The organism is Mediterraneibacter sp. 210702-DFI.3.120 (assembly GCF_020561005.1).
Lineage (GTDB): Bacteria > Bacillota > Clostridia > Lachnospirales > Lachnospiraceae > Mediterraneibacter > Mediterraneibacter faecis.
Map to the genome: position 1 here is coordinate 72,414 of NZ_JAJCNG010000001.1, position 22,386 is coordinate 94,799.

The following is a 22,386-nucleotide window of genomic DNA, read 5'->3' on the forward strand; positions in this document are numbered from 1 at the left end:
AATCGGCTGGAGACCATTCCTCCTTCTCCCATTACAGGAGTTCTCAACGGTTCGATCTCCACCTTTCAGCACCAGTAAATCTGCTTATATTCTTCGTCAGAAAATCTCTGAAAAGAGACCTGGTACCTTTCCTTGTTCCGACAATTCTATCTGTGCATATATATCCTTAGGTTTCTGCTATAGTCCTGTCAGCTTGGATATGCCTGTAACATATCATGGTCGTTCGTAGGGAAAATTTCTACTAAACCACACTGACTGCGCTTTAACGCACCCATACATTTCTATATGGTCTTCTTTTAGAACCGTACCTTCGCAGATTCGTCAGTCTGCACGCCAGAGCAGACATTCTAACCATAGATATTTTATAGACACTCGACCTATAGGTAACACAATCCACCTCTGGACTGCTTTCGGCAACTTTATTGGCAAGCTGCTACGGTTACTCTCAGTCTTTGTCGTGGGGCTTCATACAATCTCCTTTACAGAAACTGCATGCCCACCAAGTGTAAGCGTTTCAGGGCGTTACCCCATCATTCCACTTATCAAATTATCAGTTCACAATCATATTTTTACGATTGTGCGTAGACTTTTTACCGCCTACGAACAAGTCGCACTCTCCCAAAACGGATCCGAACTCTGCGCTCCCTTCGGGGTGGTATTGCGGATCAGGTTGTTGATGAGTTTTAGCACATCCTTGTCATCCCGCACATAAGCAAAGGGATTATAACAAAAGGACGTTTCCGGATTGATGAGATCAAACACCCGCACTTCATATCCTTCCCGCTCCAGTAGGCCTCCGGTTTTCCGCAGAAGCTCTCCTTTGGGATCGGTGATCACCATGGAACAGTTACACTGCATGATATTGACTACAGCATATGCCCGGCTTTTTCCTGCACCGGAACCGCCCACCACAAGGACATTCAAATTTCGTTTATGCTTATAGCAGTCCAATCCCATGCGGAAGTTTTGGGTTAAAATGAGATTCTGGGTGTACCGCTTGTCCCGGTAACGCTTGCAGATGGAAGCTGCATCGCCCCACTTGGCAGAGCCATGCTCCACCCCTCTTCGATAATTTTTCTTCTGGGAGTAATAAATACCGATGCCTGACACATAGGCGATTGTGAATGTGAACACACACCGCAGCGTGTACGGTGTATAAGTGATAGAAAATGGCTGATCCAGTTTTTCGGTCAGCACTTGTAAGATTTGTAACAGATTGGTATCCGGCTTGATGGCACAGGCAGTGATGGCGCCTGCCCACCAGACAACGGGCAGAAACAACAGCCATACCCAAAGGTCAGAACGTTTCCATGCTACCTCTGCAGACTTCGCTCCTTCTTCGCTTTTTCACTCTTTGGCACTTCCTTTGCTGGTCCGTCTACCCTATGAAAAGAATCCACACCGGGAACAATGGCAAGACTCCGCCCATTCTCCCAATGCATGTGAATCTGTCCGGCATCATCGATAAATGCTACCGTTCCCTGTAATCCCGGCGGCATCCCTGCCTCATCCATAAAGTCCAGGCAGAGCCTTGTTCCTTCGGGATACCGCTTTCGTAATTGTTCCACTTGTTTCTGATGATACATCCTCATAGACATCCCTCCCTTCTGCTACCAGAAGAAGCGCCTGCTGGTGTTTGGTTTCATGACCTTTAAGATCACACTGTCAATGCCATCGCTGTACCTGCCCATGGCCAGATACTTGTCCCGCAGCCGATTGAGGGCATTGCGAAGTTCCCGCTGTTCCCCTGTGGTGATGGGAAGCCTTTTCTCAGAAAGTTCATAGTCCCGGACTTTCTGCAGCATGGCTTCTGTAGCCGGACGAACCTTTCCCATCTGACTTTGGGCTGCCAGTTCGTCTTTTAATGCCACCGTGAACATATTTTTCATGATATTGTCTGTTTTCAAATAGTAATCTGCCATCTTTGGCACCTCCTTTGTTACACCCAACATACCACATGAACCCCGCAATAGCTATCCCAACAGCGGAACTTTTTCAAGAACTTACCGCTCCGGCTGTTTCTCTTTTTTCTCCTTCTTCGGTGTCTGCTTTGGCGGTTCCTCAAAGGAAAAATCATCCTTGGAAAAGGTCTGCTCCTGTTCCCCGAAGTTCCGTTCCATATGGTTGCGGATGGTATAGGCTGCCTGACGTACATCATTTAAAAAGCCACGCAGTTCCTGGGGATCTTTCTGCCCGTTTGCCTGCATCTCTGCGATTTTTCCAAACTGAAAACCGGACACTTCTACTCCATACCGCTTGCCGATCACATAGGCGGCACAATAGGCTTGTGCATTCACTTTCTTTCTCACATAATTCCCATCATGCTGATCTAATGCTGCACACGCCAGTTCCCGGTTCACTGCATGGAATGTTGTATTCTCCTCCATTCCATTTTGCACATAGACGGTGCGCTGTTTTGGAATATACTGTGCCTGGATTCCCTCCGGCAGATTGTCTGCGATCTGCATCTGCACTGGCTGATCCTTTAAAACTGCATGGATCAATTCTTCCATAGAACGCTGTGGACGTTCCTCCAGCGGTTTCCCACTCATCTGGCTGATGTCAAAGCCCTTACTGATGGTATAGCCTGTCCTCCGCTCCCCGTCTTTTTCATATTCGGTGCTGACCATATAGGTGTAACCATGCACCCCGACTTTTGGGGAACGGTGTTCTTTTTTCCAGTAATCATAGGATTTTACCACCGTTGCCTGCGGATTCTGTCCGTAGATCAACAAAAGGTTGGGTGTTTTCTGGGTGTTGCACTGTGCCATAAAATCCAGAAATCCTTTTAAGGATTCCCCATTTTGGAACACTGCCTGCGCCTGAGCGTCAACCTCTGCCCACACTTCTTCCCTCTGCTGTTTTTTCATAGCTGCATACTCTTCTTTTGACAGCCGCTGTTCTGGAGCCTGTTCTTCCCCTGCTCCACCTGGGATCATATTCGTTAAATCCATATCGCCTTACCTGCCTTTCACTTTTTTCTTTTTTCGCTGCTGGTTTCTCGGTTTTCTCCGGCTCTTCTGTGTCTGCCTGCGCTGTCTCTGCTCGGTTTCAATCTTCTTTAGTTCCTGCCGGACAGATGGTTTCTCCCATTTCCGGCTAGTTTCCTGCCCGGAAAAAGAAGCGCTGTTGTGCGAGGAAGGTCCGGACAGATTCCCTGCCTTCTCCGCCTGAGTAAAATTTTCCCCTGTAGGAGTAACTTCCCCCACATCAAACAGATGCTCTTCTTCGTCTAATTCAAATTCAATGGTTCCTTCCGGCAGTACCACCTTTTCGGTCTTGACCGGAAGCTCCTCCTTTCCTTCGGTTTTCTCGGTAAACTCTGCATCGATCACACGCTCTGCTTCCCGCACTGGCGCTTGCTCCACCACCGCTTCTCCGGCTTCGGATTTGACAAAGTCCAGATTCATCTTATCCAGCACCCGGTTCACCTTCGCTGCATCATCGGCAAACACCATGATCTCTGCAGACTTAGGATTCTTTTTATCCCGGATGACCACATACAACAGTCCCCTGGATTTGGCTTCCCCAGCAAACTCCCGCAGCCTGTCATGAGGAATGGTGAAAAACTTCATTGCCCGCTGTTCCTTTAACATCCGAAGCAGGTTTGTCTTTCCCCTGGTCTTTTTCTGATCCTTCATCACCGCTACGATCAGCACCGCCAGATTCTTTGCAATGCTCCCGCTGATCCGTAACGTGTGTTCCATGCCTTCCATGGAATACCGGACAATCTGATCCGCTGCATCACCGCCATAGTTCATACGCTCTCACCTCCTTACCGATTCCGTTCTGTCTCTCTTCGCTGTTTCCCGGACATTTCCTGTTCCTGTGCCTTTGCCTGCCTTAACCGCTCTTCCATTTCCAGGGACTGTTTTTCAATCTGCCTACTTAAGCGGATCTTCTTTCGAAGTTCTTTTAATTCCCCATTGATTGCCTGAATGCGCATACCGCCCGGTTCTTTCCGGTATAATTCTCTGCGCTCTTTCATCAAAGAAAGTACCTGTTCTTCCAAGGGTTTCCGGTATGCTGCCAGCTCTTCCCTGGTAATAATCTCTTCTTTTTGCAAAAACTCCATCTGGCAAATCCTTTGGTCCAGCCTCCGGATGTCGGAACGTACTGCATAAGGAATCCGCTTGGGCTTCTTTGGAAATACCCCCATCTGATATAAATAGGAATAATACAATTTCTGTAAGCCAGTAAGTTTCCTCTTCGGAATCTGCATCTGTGTTGTTCCATACACCTGCCGGATCTTGGGACGCAGGATCTTCTCCCGGATTTCTGCCTCCCCATATCCTTTTCCCAAGGAACGCAGGCGGATATACCGCTCCATTCCCGGTGTCTTTAAGGAGGGATACTTCCGGTTCAGCTTCCACGTATAACCCCGCTTCTCCATTTCTTTGACAAACTGACTCCAGGAAAAACTCACACCAATGGCCTCCCGGATATCCAGGCGGATGGCTGTCCTCCAAGTAGGCTTCCCTTCCGCTTCTGCTTTCCACTGGGCATAATGCATGGCTTTTCCCTGATTCGTCTGGATCACCGAGAGACCATATTTTCTGCATAATTGGTCGGAAATCTGACGTACCTCGGTAAAATAACTTTTAGCATTGCTGTGGTATTTTCTCCCATCTACCATGCTCACTGAATTCCATACCAGATGGTTGTGGTAATGACTGGTATTCAGATGGGTCGTGATCACCACCTCATACTGCCCTTTCAATAACTGCTCTGCCAGTTCCTGCCCAATGAGATGTGCCAGTTCCGGGGATACCTCCCCTTCTGCAAAACTCTGTACCAGATGGTATCCCTGTACCCCTTCTTTTTTATGAAAACGCTCTTTGGTCTTTACCATGTCCACGTAAGCATTTTCACAAGTACACCCCATGGCATCTTCAAAAATGGTCTGTTCCGTCTTTTCCCGATTCAACGCATAATCAATGGCTTCTTCCAGGGAGCCGGCACTCTTGGTGGTCTTTGCCCGATCTTTCACATAATCAATGGAACGGTCCAGGCGGTGGACGGGGAGTACGCTGGTATATGCCATCTACCATTCCTCTTTCACCAGACGCCAGGTCTCTTTGGAAATCCGGATCATTTCCTGTACGCTGGCTTCCCCTGCCATTCCTGTGCCATTGGCGACATGGGCAAGTTGGTTGGCATTGTTGCAAAGTCCCGCAATCTTTCGAAGAAGTTCTGCATGATGCTCACAGGGCTTTGTCTGCAACTGTGCGCCTAAGATCAGGGAACGTAAAAACTCCTCCCTGTTTAACCCACTCTTTGCTACCTGTCCGTCCAGATGCCGAAGTTCCTTTGCATTCAACCGTACCGGAACCACATGGTTTCGTTTTCTCATCCGACCACCTACCTTTTCTTCTTTTCTGCTGTCTCTAAGGGATACACCTGAATTCCCCTGCGTTCCATCTGCCAAAGGAATTCCCCGATTTCCCAGACCTGCCCATTCACATCTACCTGCTTTTCATCCACAAAGCGGCAGATCCCAATCTCTTTCGTTCCGTCCTCTGCCATCATGCAAAGGCTTTCCCCATCCAAAAGGGAGAACCTCTCTATCCCTTCCATATCTCGGAACTGGATCTGTTTTGGTTCTCCCTGTTTCTGTCTGCGTATCCGTATCTGCTCCATCCGCTGATCCTCCTGCTTTCCGGCGACTACACAGCACATGATCCCAATGCCAAAGGCTGCGCCTGCCACTATCCCAAGGGCCATTCCTGCAAAAAACATTTCACTTCTCTCCTTTCTCGATTGCCGGGGGATTGGGGTTCTCCCCAAAGTGCGTTTGGATATCCAAACGCTATGCTTGCAAAACCAGTTCCACCGATTTCCATCGACTCCCCCATGCAGAATCGATTATGCTTCCTTTTCTTTGATCTTGATCAATCCATCTAATGTGGTACAAATGATATGCAATCGGTCTGCGGTACTAATATCTGTGTTCATCGTTCCGGTGACTTCTTTTCCACAGACCACCACCATCCGACACCGCTTTAAGATCAAGTGGGACATCCGGTTGTATGCCTGCAAATCCTCAGCTTCCCCTTCATCCAGAAAAGGAAGAAATCCAAACCTCGGACAAATGGGAACATATCCCAACTCATAAATCTTCCGGCAATATCGCTGCACCTTCACTCTGCTTTCTTCTGCCGGACAACACACATAGGCCATCGCCTGTTCCATCGCCTCACCCCTTTCCTGCATCCAGGTGGATGCACTTTTCTTCTTCTGAAACAAAGTTGGACATCCATGTGGATGCCCTTGCTATTTCTCGCTCTCTTCTTTTTCCTTTGCTTCCAATGCAAACTTTACACGGTCACTGCCCAGCTTATAATAAGCATCGGTCACTTCAATGCCTACTGTCTCATAGCCTTCTTCCACCGCCGCAAGGATGGTTGTTCCTGCTCCGGCAAAGGGATCTAAGATTCTACCACCCGGCTCACAAATCTGAATGACATCTTTCATCAGCTGCAACGGTTTCTCTGTCACATGAATACGGTTCTGGGGATTTCCATAACGGAACACACCGGGAAGACAGGAAACCGGGCGGTTGATTGGCATCGGGCCATTACTGCCCCACACAATATACTCAGCCTGCTGGCGAAAACGTCCTTTCTGCGGACGAGAGTTTCCCTTATCCCAAACCGCAGTTCCTCTCCAGATCCAGCCTGCCCACTGGAGTGCATCGGTAATAGAGGGATATTGTCTCCAGTCAATAAACAGGCAGATTGGCGCACCAACTTTACAGGCTTTCCGCGCATCGTAGAGCCACTCTGCCATCCAATGGGTCCAGGAACGCTGATCCTTGTTATCCCCATCAAAATCCGGCAGTGCATTCTCTGCCTTCATACTGCTGTATTTCTGATTAGTCGTGCGGTTTCGCTCATTCTGTTTTGTTCCCCCAGACGCATAAGGCGGATCGGTAATCACTGCATCAAAGATCCCCGGCTGAAATGCTTTCACCAGTTTCAGCGTATCTCCATGTAAAATTGTCCAGTTTTTCCCTCCGGTATATTCCTCCGGGTATGTTCCTTCTTTCAATAAGTTCCCTAACTGCAGGGTATTTTCCATAGGCATCATCCTTTCTTATCAGCGCTCCGGCTGTTTTTTACTTTTTGTTTTTTTCTTGCTTTCATTCACTTTATGAATTGAATCACCTCCCCTGAAAACTAACAGCTCCTGTGTCTGATTCTCCACACTCCGGCTTGGCAGAACATTTCCTCTCACCAATACTTTCCCGCATACATTTCCAAAAACCAAGCTATTTCCGAGAATCAAAGGTGCATCTCCTGTTTCCTTTGCCGCAGTAATCTTGGCAAATCCTCGAATGTGTGCCATATTCCAAACCTCTCCAGCTAGAATACGGCAGGATTCCTCTGCAATACTCGTTTGATACATCACTGCAGTTCCCGTAAGAAGGGCATCACCCTTGGCAATCGCTTCTTGGAACAGTCCTGCACTCCTTTCCACTACCGCACGTTCACAGCAGATAGCCTGGTCATAAATCCAGCATGATCCTTCCTGGGAAAGATTTTGCTCATATTCTACAAAGCCACCCAAGGTTCCTTTGGGAACCGCTTCATTTACGTCTACCAATGCTCGGATTCTATGCAGCCATGGAAATTGTGGATGGGCTATGGAAGTGATTTCATATTTCTTCTGCGTTTCGCATTGGACTTCTTTTTGAGAGAACTTTTCTTTTGTATCTACTGAAAAATCAAAAACGACTTCTCCTTCCTCTACGGAATAGGTACGAATACGTGAGGTATCAAAAATTCCCCCTTCGTACTGCCTGCTGAGAAAGTTCTGGATCGCTTCCAGTTCCTGCTGTGTAAGAGGCTCTATTAATGCAAGGCTGGCACAAACATACAAACCATCTTGTTCTTTTTTCACCTGGATATCGAGGTTCTGCACTTTCTCCTTTACAGAATCATCCGCATCATAGTAATCCATCAGATTGAATGGTGCCGACTTTTTTCTGTAATACAATTTTTCCTGCTCCAGTGCCTCTTGGATGGCAGTTTCATAAAGAACAAGATCCTGTCCCTTCAAATCTACAGATTCCCCTTCTTTTGTGGCAAGCCATCCCCACACAGGACTCCATAATTGCAATCTTTTTTCCATAAGACCTCCCTTGTCAGTGTTCTGGCTGTTTATTCTCTTTTCAATCTGTTTCTGCTATTTTTTCTTCCCACATCTCCTTTGATGTGACAAAAGATAACTTCATCGGCATTCTTCCTTCCCACGTTTCTTTGGGGGCTTGGTATCATTCTGAGAAGATGCACTCAGTTCTGTTTCCACATATTCACTGATGATATGAAGTGCCTGATAATAGTTCTCTGATTTCTGGACACGTGCAATCATTTCTTTTGCCTCTTGTCCCTGCCCATTTTCCTGAAGCAGTTTACTTGCCCTGGCCATAACCGCAAACACATTTCCATCCATTCCCAAAAGCTGCATTTTCAGGCGTTTCGGAACATTTACCGGATTTTCTTGTTTCTCCGACTTTTCTTTTGAGACTTCTGATTTTGCCTGTTGAAATTCAAAATCTATGGGGCGCCAAAAGTGTATACACAGTTCACCACCCTCTACCGGAATCTCCTGCTGTTCAAAGCCTTCTCCCCATCCATCACTATATTGTCCGGTGAGATATTCACACAGTTCCGATAATTCTTCCGCCTCCAGATACTCTTTCAATTCTAAAGTTGTACAGCCATATAACACACCATCCGATTCTTTCACCGATGGAACTGCGGACACTACTTTTTCTTTAATGGCAGCACTTCCGTCAAAATAATCCATCAGATTATCGGTCCTATCATCGTCATGTCCGACACGGTTGTATTCTGCAATCTTTTCCTGAATCACAGAAGCATACTCCGTTAAATCATCTCCTTCAAAAAATACCTGCTCTTCTTCAAAGTCATTGTAATCCTCTTCTTCCCAATCTTGTTCCATCTCATTGGGAAGAAAGGTTCCTGTCAGCGGTGTCAATAATTCTATTTTGATCGTATCTTCCATTTGCCTCACCTGCCTCTTTCCTTTTGCTGTTTCTTCTGTTTTTCCACCGCCTGTTTTGCCAGGTCTCCATAGTCTGCACCTTCCATCTGTGGTAAGTTACAAACTACGGTATATTTTTCCTCATACTGCTCTTTTAACTGCGCACATGCCCATCGCCCGGCAAAATCGTTATCGGTGCAGAGCTCAATTTCTGTTACCTCCGGATGCTCTTTCAGAAAATATTCCAATGCATCCGGGCGCTTCATCTTTTTTGTTGCTCGTTCCGCGCCTTCTTTCGGCGCTGCGATTCCACCCAGAGACAGGCGATACTTATCGGTTCGTCCATCTTCCAGCGTCATATGGGCAAGGGCATCAATACAGGCTTCATACACCGCTACCCGATGGCTTTTCCCCAAAGGCGGAACACAAAAGCTATACTGTTTGTTGCTTCCTTCCTGTTCCATTCGAAAGCTCTTTCCCCGGCTGTCATAAATCCCACGCAGAAACGCATACTTTGCTTCTCCCTGTTCATCCATGCCAACAAAAACAGCGTTATGGTAGGGGGCGCTCTCATACAGGATTCCCAGCTGCACACAATAATCCAGTACCTCATCCCGGATTCCCCTTTGGTTCAAATATCTCCGTACCCGGTAAAAACTGTCGTTGGGGAAAGGCAGGGAAAAGGGCTTCTTCCTGGGGGCTGGTTCTGCTCTGGAAACATACACAGGCGTCTGCTCACACAAGATTTTTACTGCTTCCGTATATCCCATGCCATCTACCTGCATCAAAAACCGGAGAGCCGACATTCCACCAATACCCCTGGACTTCCAATGCCATTTGCTGGTAATCTCATTGATTTTGAAACTGTCATGGTCCTGAAGCTGCCATTCATTTCTTGTCCGTGTTTTTTTCAATCTCCCCGGCTGGTATGTCTGCAGATACTCGTAGGCTCTCACCTGCTTGGCTGCCTGATATTCTTCTTCAGTAACCCAAGCCATCAGATCACTGCATTGCGAAGAGCCTCGACCTTATCGGTGCGCTCCCACGGAAACTCTTTTCTTCCGAAATGCCCGAAGGCTGCAGTCTGTCGGAAAATAGGACGGGTAAGGCGCAGGGTATCCACGATCTGCTTCGGAGTCAGCCCAAACACCAGCGGGATTGCCAGCTCCAGACAGTCATCCGCACACACGTTTCCCGTACCAAACGTGTCCACCTGCACCATAACTGGCTGTGCCACTCCGATTGCATAAGCCAAAGACACTTGACACTTGCTGGCAAGCCCCGCAGCTACGATATTCTTGGCGATATATCTAGCCATATAGGCTGCTGAACGATCCACTTTTGAACAATCCTTTCCGGAAAATGCACCACCGCCATGGGGAACCATGCTTCCATAACTGTCTACCATCAGCTTCCTTCCAGTCAGCCCCGTATCTGCATCCAGTCCTCCACAGACAAAACGCCCCGATGGATTGATATAAATCTTGGTTTCCTCATCCGGTGGCAGGGGACGAAGCGCCGGCAATAACACCTTCTTTCGGATCTCCGCTTCCAGCTTTTTCAAATCTTTTTCTTCCGTATGCTGGCAGGACACTACCACACTATCCAGTCGGACAGGCTTCCCATTTTCATATTCTACGGTCACCTGGGCTTTCCCATCCGGTAAGATCCCCTGAATATAAGAGCTTTGTCTGCAGGCAGATAATTCCCGGACAATCCGATTGGCCAGCACCACAGGCATAGGCATGAGCTGCTTCGTTTCATCACAGGCATATCCGATCATCACACCCTGATCCCCTGCCCCTTGGAACCAGTCTATCTGATTGTCAGACACTCCTTCCCTTCGTTCTTTTGAAGTATCGACTGCCCCTGCAATATCGGGACTCTGTCGATGGACAAAAGTGTCCATTGCAATCCCTTCACTGGAATAACCCACGTCAGACAGTACTTTTCGCACAACTGCAAACACATCCGGTTCATAGGTGCTGGTGATTTCCCCTGCCACAATGATCGTTCCTTTCGTAGCAAGCACCTCACATGCTACTCTGGACTGTTCATCCTGTTTCAGACACACATCCAAGATTGCATCTGCAATCTGGTCACACAATTTGTCCGGGTGTCCTTCTGTTACTGCTTCTGCTGTATAAAATTTTCTCATATGAATTCCCTCTCTTTCATGCAAAAAGGCAGGACACCTTCCTTTTTACGGGAACATATCCTGCCTGATGTTTTATATATTGTTTAATTTTCTCATTTAACCTTTTAATCGGCTTTCAATATCTGATGCACTATACAGTACATCTGTTACAATCACCTTATCTCCCTGGATTACAAAAAAGACCGAATAATTGTCTACCAACAATCTTCTCATCTCTTTGCTTCGTTCCGGCTCTGATTCCATAATACGGATTCTCTCAGCCATAGTATCCAATGTTAAAATAGCGTCTGCAATCCGGTTGTATTGATCCATCGCATTTTCTGGTGCCTGAAGAACATAAGCGATGTGATTATATAACTGCTCCATATCAGCCAATGCTTCATTTGTAATCTCAACCGTATAGTGTTTCATATCAATGATTCTCCCTGAATTTTGCGAACGCTTCTGCTGCATTTTGCACTCTTCCTGCAGCTATATCATTGTAACCTTTTTCCAATTTCTGATGGATTTCTTCTGTTGTCATGGCATCTGCATGAATCGATACTGGTGCTTTTGGTAAAGAAACAGAAAATGGAATTCCACCTGTAAGAGAAATTTGATTCAAATACATATCAATCGCTGTTGACATAGGAACACCTAACTGAGACAATACTTTTTCTGCCCGCTCTTTGACAGTTGGGTTTACTCTTAAGTTTAATGTTGCTGTTTTTTCCATGATCACACCTCCTTGTTTCTTATATTGTAACGCTTTTGTCGTTACAATTCAAGCACTATTTCTCACATTTTCTAAGTTTTATATCCGATTTTACATTTTCATTATACTCTCAGATTTTCGCTTAAAAAACACATTCCAGATAGATGGCAGATACATCCAGATAGCTGCAAAAGTCCCAGTCTTTAAACACTTTCTGACACTACATCACGCCACATTTCGTTGTACATCCTACATCCTCGAACACTTTTGTGTATGATGGTACTGTCCTTTTCATGCAGCCCTGTCTCATATTCTGCACTTTTCGGGTGCTTTCAAACACTTCCCGGCAACTTCAGTTCCAAAAAGCCACCAAAGAGCTGGAAAAGCGCCCATCTTCGAACACTTTCCCAACACTACAAGACTACACAAGCCGCCACGATCCGTTGCACATCCATTAACTTCGAACACTTTTTGTTCCGTAGTGCCACTTCTTACCTGCAGCTTGTCTCATATTCTGCACTTTTGGGGTACTTTTGAACACTTTCTGACATTACTGACTCCGAAGCGTACTGGAGATATCCAGAGACCGGAAGAAAGTTCCCACTGTTGAACACTTTTTCCCCTTTAAGCTCCTGTTTTTACTGCCACAAGGATGTTCCGGGCTTGTTTCCACTCATAAGAGCAGGTCACCAGCGTCAGAGTTTTCTCACAACCTATGCCATCTACCCCTGTTTCAAACAACGACAGCGCTTTTGCCTGCGCTACATAAGCCTCCAATTCCTGTGGACTCTGAAAAGATGTCCTCTGGAAGTCGAACATGGACACATCGGCTTTCAAAACTGCCGCTATCCGGTACTCCTCCATCCCTCCCGGTGTCTGAAAGAACACCCTGGGATGTGCTTTCCAGTAATCATAGGAGGCGTACTGATCCAGATTCCCGAACATTGCCCCGCTGTTCATGTTGTGACCGTAGATGGTCAGATTTCCCGATTCTCCCAGAATACAGTCTGCCTGGAGGAACAAACTTCCATTGATGTCGTAGTTTCCCCGGTAATCCCTCGGCAGATAATACTCCGGTTCTTCCGGGCTGCTCTGCAGTACCGGATAATCGATGCCACTCTCCTGGATCGTAAGCCAGCCCCGAACATCCGGATACTGACTCTGTAGGAAGCGGAGGTCAACGGCAGGCACTTCCAGTTCTCTTCCAGCCTGTTCTTCTTTTTGTGTTGGAGAGCCCCCGCCCGGAGGAAATTCCTCCGGGAAGTGGGATTTTAAGTCCTCCACCAGTTCCCGGTTCTGCCGGGGGATGATAACAAAATCATAATAAAGCAACGCTGCACTCATTATGCAGATGACACACAACATCACCTGCAGAATCCACAGCCTACTCTTCTTTTTTCGTTTCATCTGCTTTTTCTGTCTTTCCATGTTTCTTCTTATAAATCATGGTTGCCATGAGTCCGGCTGCTGATGCTCCCAGGAGAACAAACAGCAGGATTGGTTTCCAGTGGTCATCCCCTGTCTGCGGTACACCCGGTGTTTCCGGTGTTCTTGCATCTTTCATTTCCACCTTCTGGATTTCCATGGTATCTTCCAATGTGAATTTCACATCTTCTGCAATCTCATAGCCTTCCGGCGCTGTGATCTCACGCAGAGTCAGCTCTTCCCCTACCGGAAGTTTCTCTGCCAGATGAGGCTTTCCATCCGTTACCCACTCTTCCAGAATCTCACCCTCTTTATTTAAGATCTGCAGCTTGGCACCTTCCAGTTCCTCGCCTGTGGTAATATCCGTCTTGGAAATTTCCACTTTGGAATAATCATCCTTCATCTCCACCTTGGTCACACTGCCATCTTCTTTTACTTCAAACTCGATATCTTCTGCAGATACATAGCCCTCTGCATAAGGCGGCAGTTCTTCGTGAAGGATATACGTTCCTTCTGGCAGTCCATAAACTACGTGTGGTTCTTTTGCACTGATCCACTCTTCTACGATGTTGCCCTCTTTATCGATGATCTGAAGCTTCGCGCCTTCCAGTTCTTCCCCGGTTGTTGCATCGGTTTTCGTAAATTGGCTCTCAGTCGGCTGGTTTTCCACTTCTTTTGTCAGCTTGATTTCTGCAAGGTTCTGGTCTGTGTAAGAGGCATCCATCTCCCAGATTTCTTCATTTGGAAGATATCCCGGTTTTCTCACTTCCTCTTTTACATAATATTTCCCATGATAGAGGTCGCTGTCAAAGGTAAGCTGTCCCTTCTCATCCGTTGCTTTCTTCTCCAGCAGAGTGTCCTTTTCCACAAGAACCTCACCCTGCTGGGAGAGGATATCTTCTTTGGCATACAATCCAAAGATCACGCCTTCCAGCTTCTCTTCTGTGACTGCATCCTTCTTTTCTACAGAAATGGAAATCTTCTGTCGCTCATTTTTATAAGCAACCCCTTCATAAACAACTGCCTGAGTATCATCCTCTACGGTCAGGGTAAATTCTTTCTGTTCCGGGTTCAATACGAAATGGTCACCTGCCACCGTTTCTTTCAGATAATAAGAACCCAATGGAAGATTATTTACCACTGCCTTTCCTTCTGAATCGGTCACTAAAGTTGCCACCAGATCGTCTTTTTCATAACGGATGACCGGATTGCCTTGCTCATCCTTTGCTCCGTCCGGGGAATAAATGGTGTCCTTGGCATACAGTTCAAAGGCTGCCCCTTCCACACCGGATTCTTCATAGACAAAATCATGGAACACTCCGGTATCGGTATCCTCTCCGGTCACTGCATCTTTGATCTTTCCTGCCAGTCTCTTTGCCTTTGCAAGCAGGGAATCCCCCTTCACTTCCACTGGCTGTTCCCCGGTTTTGGTCAGTGTCAGGCTTCCCACCTGCTCATCGTTTGGCTGCTCGACTTCCACGATGACTGCCCCGGTATCGGGATCGATCTGATGGGCGGTATCGGAAGAAACCGTGATCACGATTCCCTCTTTCGGGTTCTCTTTGTAACTGCCTTTTCCGGTCACTTCCAATGGAGAAATTACTTTTTCCCCTTCATACAAGGAACTCTCATATCCCTGTCTTACAAACCCTTCCGGTGCTTTCACTTCTTCGATCCGGTAAGTAGAACATTTCAATTCTTCCGGTGTTACCAGATAGCCTTCCTCATTGGTCTTAAAAACGCTGATGGTCTCTTTCTTCGGATAGAATACCGTCTGCTCTACATATTCCTCTTTTTCCATGTCAAAGATTTTATAGGAAGCTCCTGCTTTTAAAACCGGATTGCCTGTCTGTGCATCCTTTTTCACGATTTTTAACAAAAACTCAAACGGACGGTCATCGAACACACGCCATACCATCGGTTCTCTGCTGTCCTCATCAACCTTCACCAAAAACGGATCGATGGCTTTCAAGTTCTCCGGTACGGTGCTTTCCTCTACCACATAAAGACCATACGGAAGCTCCGGACTGAGAGCATATCCTTTTTTATCTGTAATAAGCTCCTGTACTGGGACAGCCTTGCCATCCACATAGGTCACTGCCACCTCTTCCTTACTGAAATCATAACCTCGGAAATCTTCCGCAGTAAACTGATCCCCATTGGATGGCTGTAATTCCCCACTCTCTACTTTGGAAAGGCTGCTGACCAGATACACCTTAAAACCTGCCCCTTCCACAAGGTCTGTTTCTGTCTGGTCTCCATCTTCGCTGATCTTGATCAGCTGGAACGCCTGCTTTTTCACCTGTTCCTGTACCGTCAGGTCCCTGGTTACCTCTGCCACTTCCTGTCCTTCGTAAGCAAGGTCCACCTCATACTCTGTTGGATCTACCGTATAGCCTTCCGGCGGAGTGATCTCTTTCACATACATTTTCCCCAGATACAATTCGGAAAAATCTAAGGTACCATCCTCCTTGATCACACCCTGTGCGATGAGGCTGTCTTTTTTGAACAGAACCCCCGCCTTTCCATCCGGGTGGACGATATCCTCTCTAGCATACAGACCATACACAGCCCCGGCAAGGGAACTATCCCCCTGGGGAAGAAAGGTCTGTGTCTCCTTATCGATCTTTTGGATATGGACAGCACCTTTCACCCTCTCATCGGTTGCTGAGATGGTGACCGTCTTTCCGGCTTCCACATCCACCTTATGGATCACATCACTCTGTGCATACTTGTCTGGAGCCTTGATCTCCTTCACATATACTGTTTTGATGGCTGCCTCAAAATAATCACTGACTGCTTTTCCCTCTTCCCCGGTAACTGGCATTTCCATCAAAAGATGCTCACACTTGCTGTCTGTATAAATGCCATACACTGCACCGTCTAAAGGATTCTTGGTATCCGCATCCTGTTTTAAAAGCTCGATCCTTGTCATCTCCAGCCAGTCTACCGTAAAACTTACCGGATTGGCTTTCTCCGATTCAAAGACTCCAATGTCCTGATTGCTGTTTCCTGTGGATAATACCAGTGTTCTCCAGGTTTCCCCTACAGAACCATGCAGCTCCCCGGAGGAATATTTTCCGGTATGAAGCATTGGGGCAGTCAGATAAAATGTATCCCCGCCATAGATCTTCAGCGCACCATTCTCTGCGGAAGTTCCCTTTGTCTTGTTATAAATGGTGATGTCTTTTGGTACATGGACTGAAATGTAGTTTCGGTGATCCCCGGACAATGTGATATCCGGTGTTTTCTGTACATTTCCATTTCGGACTGCTTTTACAGAAGTCTTGGAAAGAGAAATTTCCCCCTTCGGCGGCTCTTCCATAGCAAACAGGTGGTCAATATAGGCGATCACGCCTGCGTTTACCAGATCTTCATACTTACATCCTGTAAATCCTGCCTCACCTGCATAGGCATAACTGGCTGCGATGTGGGTATATACATATTTCTCTTCTGCACTTTTCCCGGACAGATAACTGCCTGTAATATCCCCGGCACCGCCATAACCATAATACAGCACCTTCTGCAAGTTCTTATTGCTGTCCAATACCTGTGCCACATAGTCACCACTCGGCGGTGAGGAACGATGGGATTCCAGACAGTAAGCGATCTTTCCATTGACCGTAAACCAGCAGGTTAAGTAATTTCCAATATAACTTGGATAGTAGATGGTCTCCCCTTTTTCCAGATGTACGGTTTCCTTTGCTCGGAAAGTGTTTTCCGCACCGGAAAGCATCGTCACTTCCCCATCCTCAATCTTTTCTTCCAGTTCCCTTGCTGCCTGTGCATCTGCATCTTCCCCAGATACCGTCACTTCCACATCCGGGATCTCCTGCACAGGCATCTCCGAATCTTCTTCAGAATTCGTATCCTCCTTCTGTTTCTGACCGCCATTTTCTTCTGTATGAGCCTGCCCTTCCGTATCTGTCAGGATGATCTTTCTGCTCACAGAATAGCTGTCACGCGCATCCTTTGGCACAACCCAGTAGGTTGCGATATAAGTTCCTGCCTGGTCAGGATGGTAGCTCCCTCCATCTTCCGCTTCGATACGTTCCAAGGTAACATCCTCTTGTTCTGGATTGTAATGGATGCCTTCCATACAAGTCTCCGCCATAAAATCCTTGTCGGAAATATCTTTCGTGATGTCTTCTGCTGTTACCAAATGTTTCGCAGCTTCTGAAACTTCCTCTGTCTGTTCCGTTTCAGATATTTCTGCACTCTCCGTCACTGGCTCTGACGGATTTTTTGTTTCTGCCGCATGGACATCCGCTAAGTTCCCAAGCGGACTAAGCCCCATAAGCAGTGCGAGTCCAAAGGCTGCAAGTCTTGTTTTGATATTTCTGCTCTTCATTGCATTCTCCTTTTTTCGTTAAAAATACCGCAGAGGCTTTCCCCTGCGGCTTTGTTATCTACTGACTTCTGTTTTCTTGTGACTGGCTTTTTGCTTTCCCACTTCCTGTCTTGTACGCTTTAGCGCATCGGTTATAGATCGGCTGGAAATCCCATTCTGATGGCAGCCTTCCACGATTCCCATAAAATAAAGATCCGAGGGGATGGCAGGCTGATCCTTATAGGGTGCATTCATGGTATATGCCATGACTTCCCGCTTCACACCATCCTTTCCCTGAACAAGAACAGGCTCCTTCCCATACAGGTGGGGATACCCTTCATAAAAGTCCAGGCTTTTTTCACACTCCGGTGTGATCTTCCAAAGCACCCCTTCCACCTGGCTGCCCTCTTCCGGCAAAATAGTGGCAACACCGCTTCCTTTCCCCCTGCCACAAAAGGTCAGGCGGTATCCCTCCAGCTTGACATTCTCCACTACGGAAGCTGCCGGACAGCGGTACGCCATCTGGTCTAAGTTCATGTTGCTGCCATAGGCAAAATAATAGGTTTCTTTCATCTCTTACCTCCTAACGGGCATCCTCTGCCCGATGATTTCGATTCAAACATTCATAGGTACTGCGGTCATATCTCCATGCTCTGTCACCCTCCAGATTGGCAAGCAGATGTTCCCGGACATTTTTATATTCCGGGCCAATGAGCCCCAGCCGCAATAAAAAGGTACGGAAGGTAAATGCCGGATTCTCTGTGATCTCCGTTTTCCGCATCTGGGTGCATTTCTGATTGATGGCCTGGGCGGAAATAGCAAGAGCCAGGGTAATATTTGCCCGCACTTTTCCTGCATGGAGGGTACTCTCAAAACATCTCCACTCCAAAGTTCCTTTGGAAAACACTGCATGAAGGTTCAACGCATAGTACCGGGTGCTGTCATAATGATTCTGACTTCCATCCCTGCCCCCATACCATACCCGTTTCAACTTTTCCATGGAAATGGTGCTGTTTGGCATCCGGCGGATCTTCTCCAACACAATGGGGCGCACCTTCTGGCAATACTCCTGTTCCCTTGATGTCTGTACCCTCAATGCCTTGAACAGGATGTCCTCTTTGGAATACATAATGGTCATAGCATTTTTGAGGCTTCTTGGTGTGTGATTGGAAGCGTCCACATGCACATGCTGCCCGCAGGATGCATTTACCTTTGCCCCATGATGTCTGAGACACCGCACCACTTCCTGCAGCTTTCCCATTTCTCCATAGGACAGTTTCGGACTGACCATTTCGGTGCTGTATTCACTTCCGGCACGAACCATGCGTCCACGCTCTCTGCGTTCCGTATAGATGCTTCCATCATACATGAACTTCCACTTCTTTCCTTCCTGATCTGTCACAGACCAGACCCCATAATATCCACCGTCGCAAACTGCCCTTGTTCCAAACAGTTCTGCTACTTTCTCCGCAGCCCTCTGCCTGGTGATTCCTGTCATCTCAATCTCTGTACCGAAATATTGATCCTGAATTCCAATTGCCATACTGCCTTACCTCTTTGTCTTTTCATCCTCTGCCCGGATTTCTGCATCTGCCTGCCGAAGAAGCGTTCCGATGGCTTCGATCACGTTGACGGTCACTCCATTTCCAGCCTGTTTATAAAGCTGGCTGTCCGAAGTCTCCTGTTCTATACGGTCAATCTGCCAGTCATAAAAGCCCTGCAGCCGCAGACACTCCCTTGGCACCAGCCTCCGGATTCTGCCCCGATAGGCAACTCCATGCCGGTCCGTGGCAGTAATGGTGAACATCGGCTCTTCCGGCTCCTTCATCCTCCGGCCATTCTGCCGAGTTTCTTCTCTTCCCGGAGTCAGCACTGCCCTGGCGCCTTCCTCTTTTAAGACACCAGAGCATTCCCCTTTATGATTATGGATGCCGGACTGTCTGGTATTCAGACACCTGCACTGCTCTGTGACAAGAGGCGGCGGAGACAGATCCACAAAATGAAGCGTTCCCTGCTGGATTCCTGTGGTAAGGGTATGGGCGATCTGATGCCCCACACGCCCTCTTCTGGTGTTCAGTCCTGCATATCCTAAGTCAATGCTGTCGCCTGGATACGCCATCTTATATCCCTGCTTTGTATTCTCCTTAATAGGAACACCCACTTCATACAACCCTGTCTTACCACCCACACCTCCGGCTCCGGAAGTCAGGGTACAGCTTAACCCTTCGGCTTTGTAGATCCGTTCCCCTTGCCTTCCTGTCTGGATTTGTACAAGAGGCGTTCCATTTGCTGTTGGGAAAGGTAATATTTTTCCGGCACATCGTCGATCAAGATATCCGACAATATACACCCGTTTTCTGGATTGGGGGACTCCAAAATCCTTGCTGTTAAGCACTTTCCATTCCACACCGTACCCCAGCTCAGATAACGTACTGAGGATGGTGTGAAACGTCCTGCCTTTGTCATGCGAAAGCAGTCCGGGAACATTTTCAAGGATGAAATACGCAGGTCGCTTGTCTGCAACCAGTCTGGCAATCTCGAAGAACAGAGTTCCTCTGGCATCTGCAAATCCTTCCCGCTTTCCGGCGATAGAGAATGCCTGGCAAGGAAATCCTGCACACAAAAGATCAAAGTCCGGCATTCGTTCAGTTTCGATTGTTCTTGCGTCATTGCAAAACCACTCCCCTTCTGTGTCGAACAGCAATCGGTAGTTCTTATCCGCATAAGCATCCACCTCGCAGTGTCCCACACAGGTAAAACCGCCTGCACGTCTTAACCCTTCCCGGAATCCCCCGATCCCGCTGAATAAATCAAAAAATCGAATGGTTGCGGCTATCAACCTCCTTTGCTGAATAAAAAAAACAGGCGGCATGGTTTTTCTCCCACACCGCCTGCTGGTTTTATAGTTCTATTTGTTTGGCATTATGCGATCTCTTCGGTTTCTTCCCCGGATTCCGGAATCTCTTCTTCCTCTGCATCCTCAGAAATTTCTGCATCCGCCTCTTCCTCTGCGGCTTCCACTGTTTCGGTTTCCGCTTCGGTAGTCTCTTCTTCATAGACATCTTCCGCAGTTTCTTTTGCTTCTTCCAGTCTATCTGTTTCTGCGTTTTCTTCCGGCTGTTCCAGTTCCTTCCATTTGGCTTCTACCTCTTCCACCGCTTTTTCGATGATGCGGATGATAAAATCTTTCTGTTTGATGCCTTCCTTTGTGACTGCCCATTTGACTCTCTGGAATAATTCCTCTGTGACCTGTACTGCTAATGTTCTTTTTTCCATGCTTTCTTCTCCTTTGTTCTCCAGTCTGTTAAAGTGTTCTTCGATCACCTGCCGGATAAAGATCTGTGTACTTGTTTCCCTTTCTTCGATCTCGGCTCGTACCTTCTCATGTAATTCCACCGGGATCTTTCCGCATATGTTCTTCATCTCTGCCATAAGCGTTTTCCCCTTTCGTTTTGTTATACACAACATACTCCAAAATTTGAAAGAAAGCTATTCACAATACCCACTAAAGAATCCATGTCAAATGTATGCAAAACCCAAGCATATCCAACAATGCCATACTTTCCTTGCCCATAGGCCTCACCCCCTTTACTCCTGCTCCATCTGAAATAAAAAATCCAGCATCTGATCTGGAATTTCTTCCTTTTCACATGCTGGCAATCGTTCCATACTGCCACTTTTCAATTCTTCCCGAACCGTCTCCTGAATCAGTTTCCGCAAAGTTTCCCGCTCTTCTTTTTCCAAAATCACATCCACCAGATACTGATTCCTCTGTCCTTTTGGAACTTCCATTAAAATCTGCCACGCTTTTTCATGCTCCGGGTTCTTAAGGTTTGGGCGAAAGGAAAAGACCGGGCGGCTCACAGCGTCCTCATCTGCCCCACAATCCGTTCATATCCGGCTGCGTTGGCATGGACGTCTGTGAGGTAAATCGGGCGACACAGGAGGTCCTGGGTGCTTACACGGTGCTGGAAAATAGCAGCACCGCCTCCCATGAAAACGGAAGGGACTGCCCGCAGATCAAAGCCTGCCTCGGTGATCGCAGACAGTATCTTTTCAATGTAAAGCCTGCCCTGTTTCTCAATCAAAGACACAACTTCTGCAGGCATACTGCAGGGCTTTCCATTCAGAACACGCTCGATCTGTGTCTCCGTTACGGACAGCCCGGTGTTTCTGCGCACCTGCTCTAAAATCTCATCCATGCAACGGATAACACCCAGTTCCAGGCTTCTGCAGGTAGCCGCATTGGGAACCGCATTATCAAGACGCATCAAATCTACTGTCCAGCCTCCAATATCCACAAGAAGAACAGAGGGTTCATCTTTTAAGTATTCCGGATAAAGGGCTAGTGCAGAGTACCCCTGGGGGAACAGTTTCACATCCTCAATCTGGATTTCATAGCGTTCCCCCTCGTAGAAAAAGCGGACAGGCTGTTCCTTCCGAAACAGATATTCCTTAAATTTCTGTTTTTCCCTTCCAAACCCGGCAAGGGGAAGTCCGGCTGCAAGAACAACCTTGGCAGTTTTCTCCCCTTTTCGTTTCCGAATCTCCTGTGCCAGTGCAGCCAACGTCAAAAGATAATAATTATCATTGGCAGTCTTGTCCTTCACTAAAGTCTGCCGCCCCGTCCCACACACATAATAAGCACCGCCGTATTGGAGAACATTCTGCATGGTATAAGGTTCATAGGTGTACCGCATCAGTCCCGTTGGGAAACACACCTGTTTTGTTTTAATGGCATAATATCCGTGGTCGATTCCAATGATCATT

At 47.4% G+C, this 22,386-nt stretch carries 24 protein-coding genes; all 24 read right to left on the reverse strand.

Annotation, left to right across the window (positions count from 1 at the left end; genetic code table 11):
* Window positions 1-597: 597 nt before the first annotated feature.
* Window positions 598-1,197 (reverse strand): type IV secretory system conjugative DNA transfer family protein, encoded by a 600-nt coding sequence (locus LI162_RS00330; RefSeq protein ID WP_331470777.1) that lies wholly within the window; start codon window positions 1,195-1,197, stop codon window positions 598-600.
* 116 nt (window positions 1,198-1,313) lie between these two features.
* A complete protein-coding gene (locus tag LI162_RS00335; protein ID WP_029730576.1) occupies window positions 1,314-1,592 on the reverse strand; it encodes a DUF4314 domain-containing protein in 279 nt (92 codons plus the stop codon).
* Between the two features lie 18 nt (window positions 1,593-1,610).
* On the reverse strand, window positions 1,611-1,922 hold the full coding sequence (locus LI162_RS00340) for a hypothetical protein (RefSeq protein ID WP_029730577.1): 312 nt from the start codon (window positions 1,920-1,922) through the stop codon (window positions 1,611-1,613).
* 81 nt (window positions 1,923-2,003) lie between these two features.
* Complete coding sequence (locus LI162_RS00345; protein ID WP_195389225.1) at window positions 2,004-2,954, reverse strand: ArdC-like ssDNA-binding domain-containing protein; 951 nt, start codon at window positions 2,952-2,954, stop codon at window positions 2,004-2,006.
* 6 nt (window positions 2,955-2,960) lie between these two features.
* Window positions 2,961-3,761, reverse strand: coding sequence for a PcfB family protein (locus LI162_RS00350; protein WP_029730579.1), 801 nt, complete (start codon window positions 3,759-3,761; stop codon window positions 2,961-2,963).
* A gap of 14 nt (window positions 3,762-3,775) precedes the next feature.
* Window positions 3,776-5,044 (reverse strand): relaxase/mobilization nuclease domain-containing protein, encoded by a 1,269-nt coding sequence (locus tag LI162_RS00355; RefSeq protein ID WP_195389224.1) that lies wholly within the window; start codon window positions 5,042-5,044, stop codon window positions 3,776-3,778.
* Entirely contained in the window at window positions 5,045-5,353 is a 309-nt protein-coding gene (locus tag LI162_RS00360) for a plasmid mobilization protein (RefSeq protein ID WP_195389223.1), read from the reverse strand.
* Between the two features lie 8 nt (window positions 5,354-5,361).
* On the reverse strand, window positions 5,362-5,739 hold the full coding sequence (locus LI162_RS00365; protein ID WP_195389222.1) for a DUF3789 domain-containing protein: 378 nt from the start codon (window positions 5,737-5,739) through the stop codon (window positions 5,362-5,364).
* A 126-nt stretch (window positions 5,740-5,865) separates the two neighbouring features.
* Window positions 5,866-6,192 (reverse strand): DUF7768 domain-containing protein, encoded by a 327-nt coding sequence (locus LI162_RS00370; RefSeq protein WP_009248017.1) that lies wholly within the window; start codon window positions 6,190-6,192, stop codon window positions 5,866-5,868.
* 81 nt (window positions 6,193-6,273) lie between these two features.
* On the reverse strand, window positions 6,274-7,080 hold the full coding sequence (locus LI162_RS00375; RefSeq protein WP_009248018.1) for a DNA-methyltransferase: 807 nt from the start codon (window positions 7,078-7,080) through the stop codon (window positions 6,274-6,276).
* 18 nt (window positions 7,081-7,098) lie between these two features.
* Window positions 7,099-8,133: a hypothetical protein gene (locus tag LI162_RS00380; RefSeq protein WP_021651994.1), complete on the reverse strand. Its 1,035-nt coding sequence runs from the start codon at window positions 8,131-8,133 to the stop codon at window positions 7,099-7,101.
* A 99-nt stretch (window positions 8,134-8,232) separates the two neighbouring features.
* Window positions 8,233-9,030 carry a hypothetical protein gene (locus tag LI162_RS00385; RefSeq protein ID WP_044961791.1) on the reverse strand — a complete coding sequence of 266 codons (798 nt, stop codon included), beginning with the start codon at window positions 9,028-9,030 and terminating at the stop codon, window positions 8,233-8,235.
* A gap of 5 nt (window positions 9,031-9,035) precedes the next feature.
* Window positions 9,036-10,007 carry a DUF3991 and TOPRIM domain-containing protein gene (locus tag LI162_RS00390; protein ID WP_009248021.1) on the reverse strand — a complete coding sequence of 324 codons (972 nt, stop codon included), beginning with the start codon at window positions 10,005-10,007 and terminating at the stop codon, window positions 9,036-9,038.
* Entirely contained in the window at window positions 10,007-11,167 is a 1,161-nt protein-coding gene (gene metK, locus LI162_RS00395; protein ID WP_009248022.1) for a methionine adenosyltransferase, read from the reverse strand. Before metK ends, LI162_RS00390 begins: the two co-directional genes overlap by 1 nt.
* Before the next feature lie 96 nt (window positions 11,168-11,263).
* Window positions 11,264-11,578: a type II toxin-antitoxin system RelE/ParE family toxin gene (locus LI162_RS00400; RefSeq protein WP_009248023.1), complete on the reverse strand. Its 315-nt coding sequence runs from the start codon at window positions 11,576-11,578 to the stop codon at window positions 11,264-11,266.
* Between the two features lies 1 nt (window position 11,579).
* Window positions 11,580-11,882 (reverse strand): type II toxin-antitoxin system RelB/DinJ family antitoxin, encoded by a 303-nt coding sequence (locus tag LI162_RS00405; protein WP_009248024.1) that lies wholly within the window; start codon window positions 11,880-11,882, stop codon window positions 11,580-11,582.
* A 603-nt stretch (window positions 11,883-12,485) separates the two neighbouring features.
* Complete coding sequence (locus tag LI162_RS00410) at window positions 12,486-13,268, reverse strand: class B sortase (RefSeq protein WP_227155573.1); 783 nt, start codon at window positions 13,266-13,268, stop codon at window positions 12,486-12,488.
* Entirely contained in the window at window positions 13,246-17,637 is a 4,392-nt protein-coding gene (locus tag LI162_RS00415; protein WP_227155439.1) for a SpaA isopeptide-forming pilin-related protein, read from the reverse strand. Before LI162_RS00415 ends, LI162_RS00410 begins: the two co-directional genes overlap by 23 nt.
* Window positions 17,638-17,691: 54 nt before the next feature.
* Window positions 17,692-18,189, reverse strand: coding sequence for a gamma-glutamylcyclotransferase family protein (locus LI162_RS00420; protein WP_021651989.1), 498 nt, complete (start codon window positions 18,187-18,189; stop codon window positions 17,692-17,694).
* 10 nt (window positions 18,190-18,199) lie between these two features.
* Window positions 18,200-19,159, reverse strand: a complete 960-nt coding sequence (locus LI162_RS00425; RefSeq protein WP_021651988.1) for an amidoligase family protein — start codon at window positions 19,157-19,159, stop codon at window positions 18,200-18,202.
* Between the two features lie 6 nt (window positions 19,160-19,165).
* Window positions 19,166-20,455 (reverse strand): DNA (cytosine-5-)-methyltransferase, encoded by a 1,290-nt coding sequence (gene dcm, locus LI162_RS00430; protein ID WP_064787015.1) that lies wholly within the window; start codon window positions 20,453-20,455, stop codon window positions 19,166-19,168.
* Between the two features lie 83 nt (window positions 20,456-20,538).
* Window positions 20,539-21,048, reverse strand: a complete 510-nt coding sequence (locus LI162_RS00435; protein ID WP_009248030.1) for a hypothetical protein — start codon at window positions 21,046-21,048, stop codon at window positions 20,539-20,541.
* 156 nt (window positions 21,049-21,204) lie between these two features.
* Window positions 21,205-21,480 (reverse strand): hypothetical protein, encoded by a 276-nt coding sequence (locus LI162_RS00440; protein ID WP_021651985.1) that lies wholly within the window; start codon window positions 21,478-21,480, stop codon window positions 21,205-21,207.
* A complete protein-coding gene (locus LI162_RS00445; RefSeq protein WP_021651984.1) occupies window positions 21,477-22,385 on the reverse strand; it encodes a ParM/StbA family protein in 909 nt (302 codons plus the stop codon). The genes LI162_RS00440 and LI162_RS00445 overlap by 4 nt, the downstream gene beginning before the upstream one ends.
* Window position 22,386: the final 1 nt, after the last annotated feature.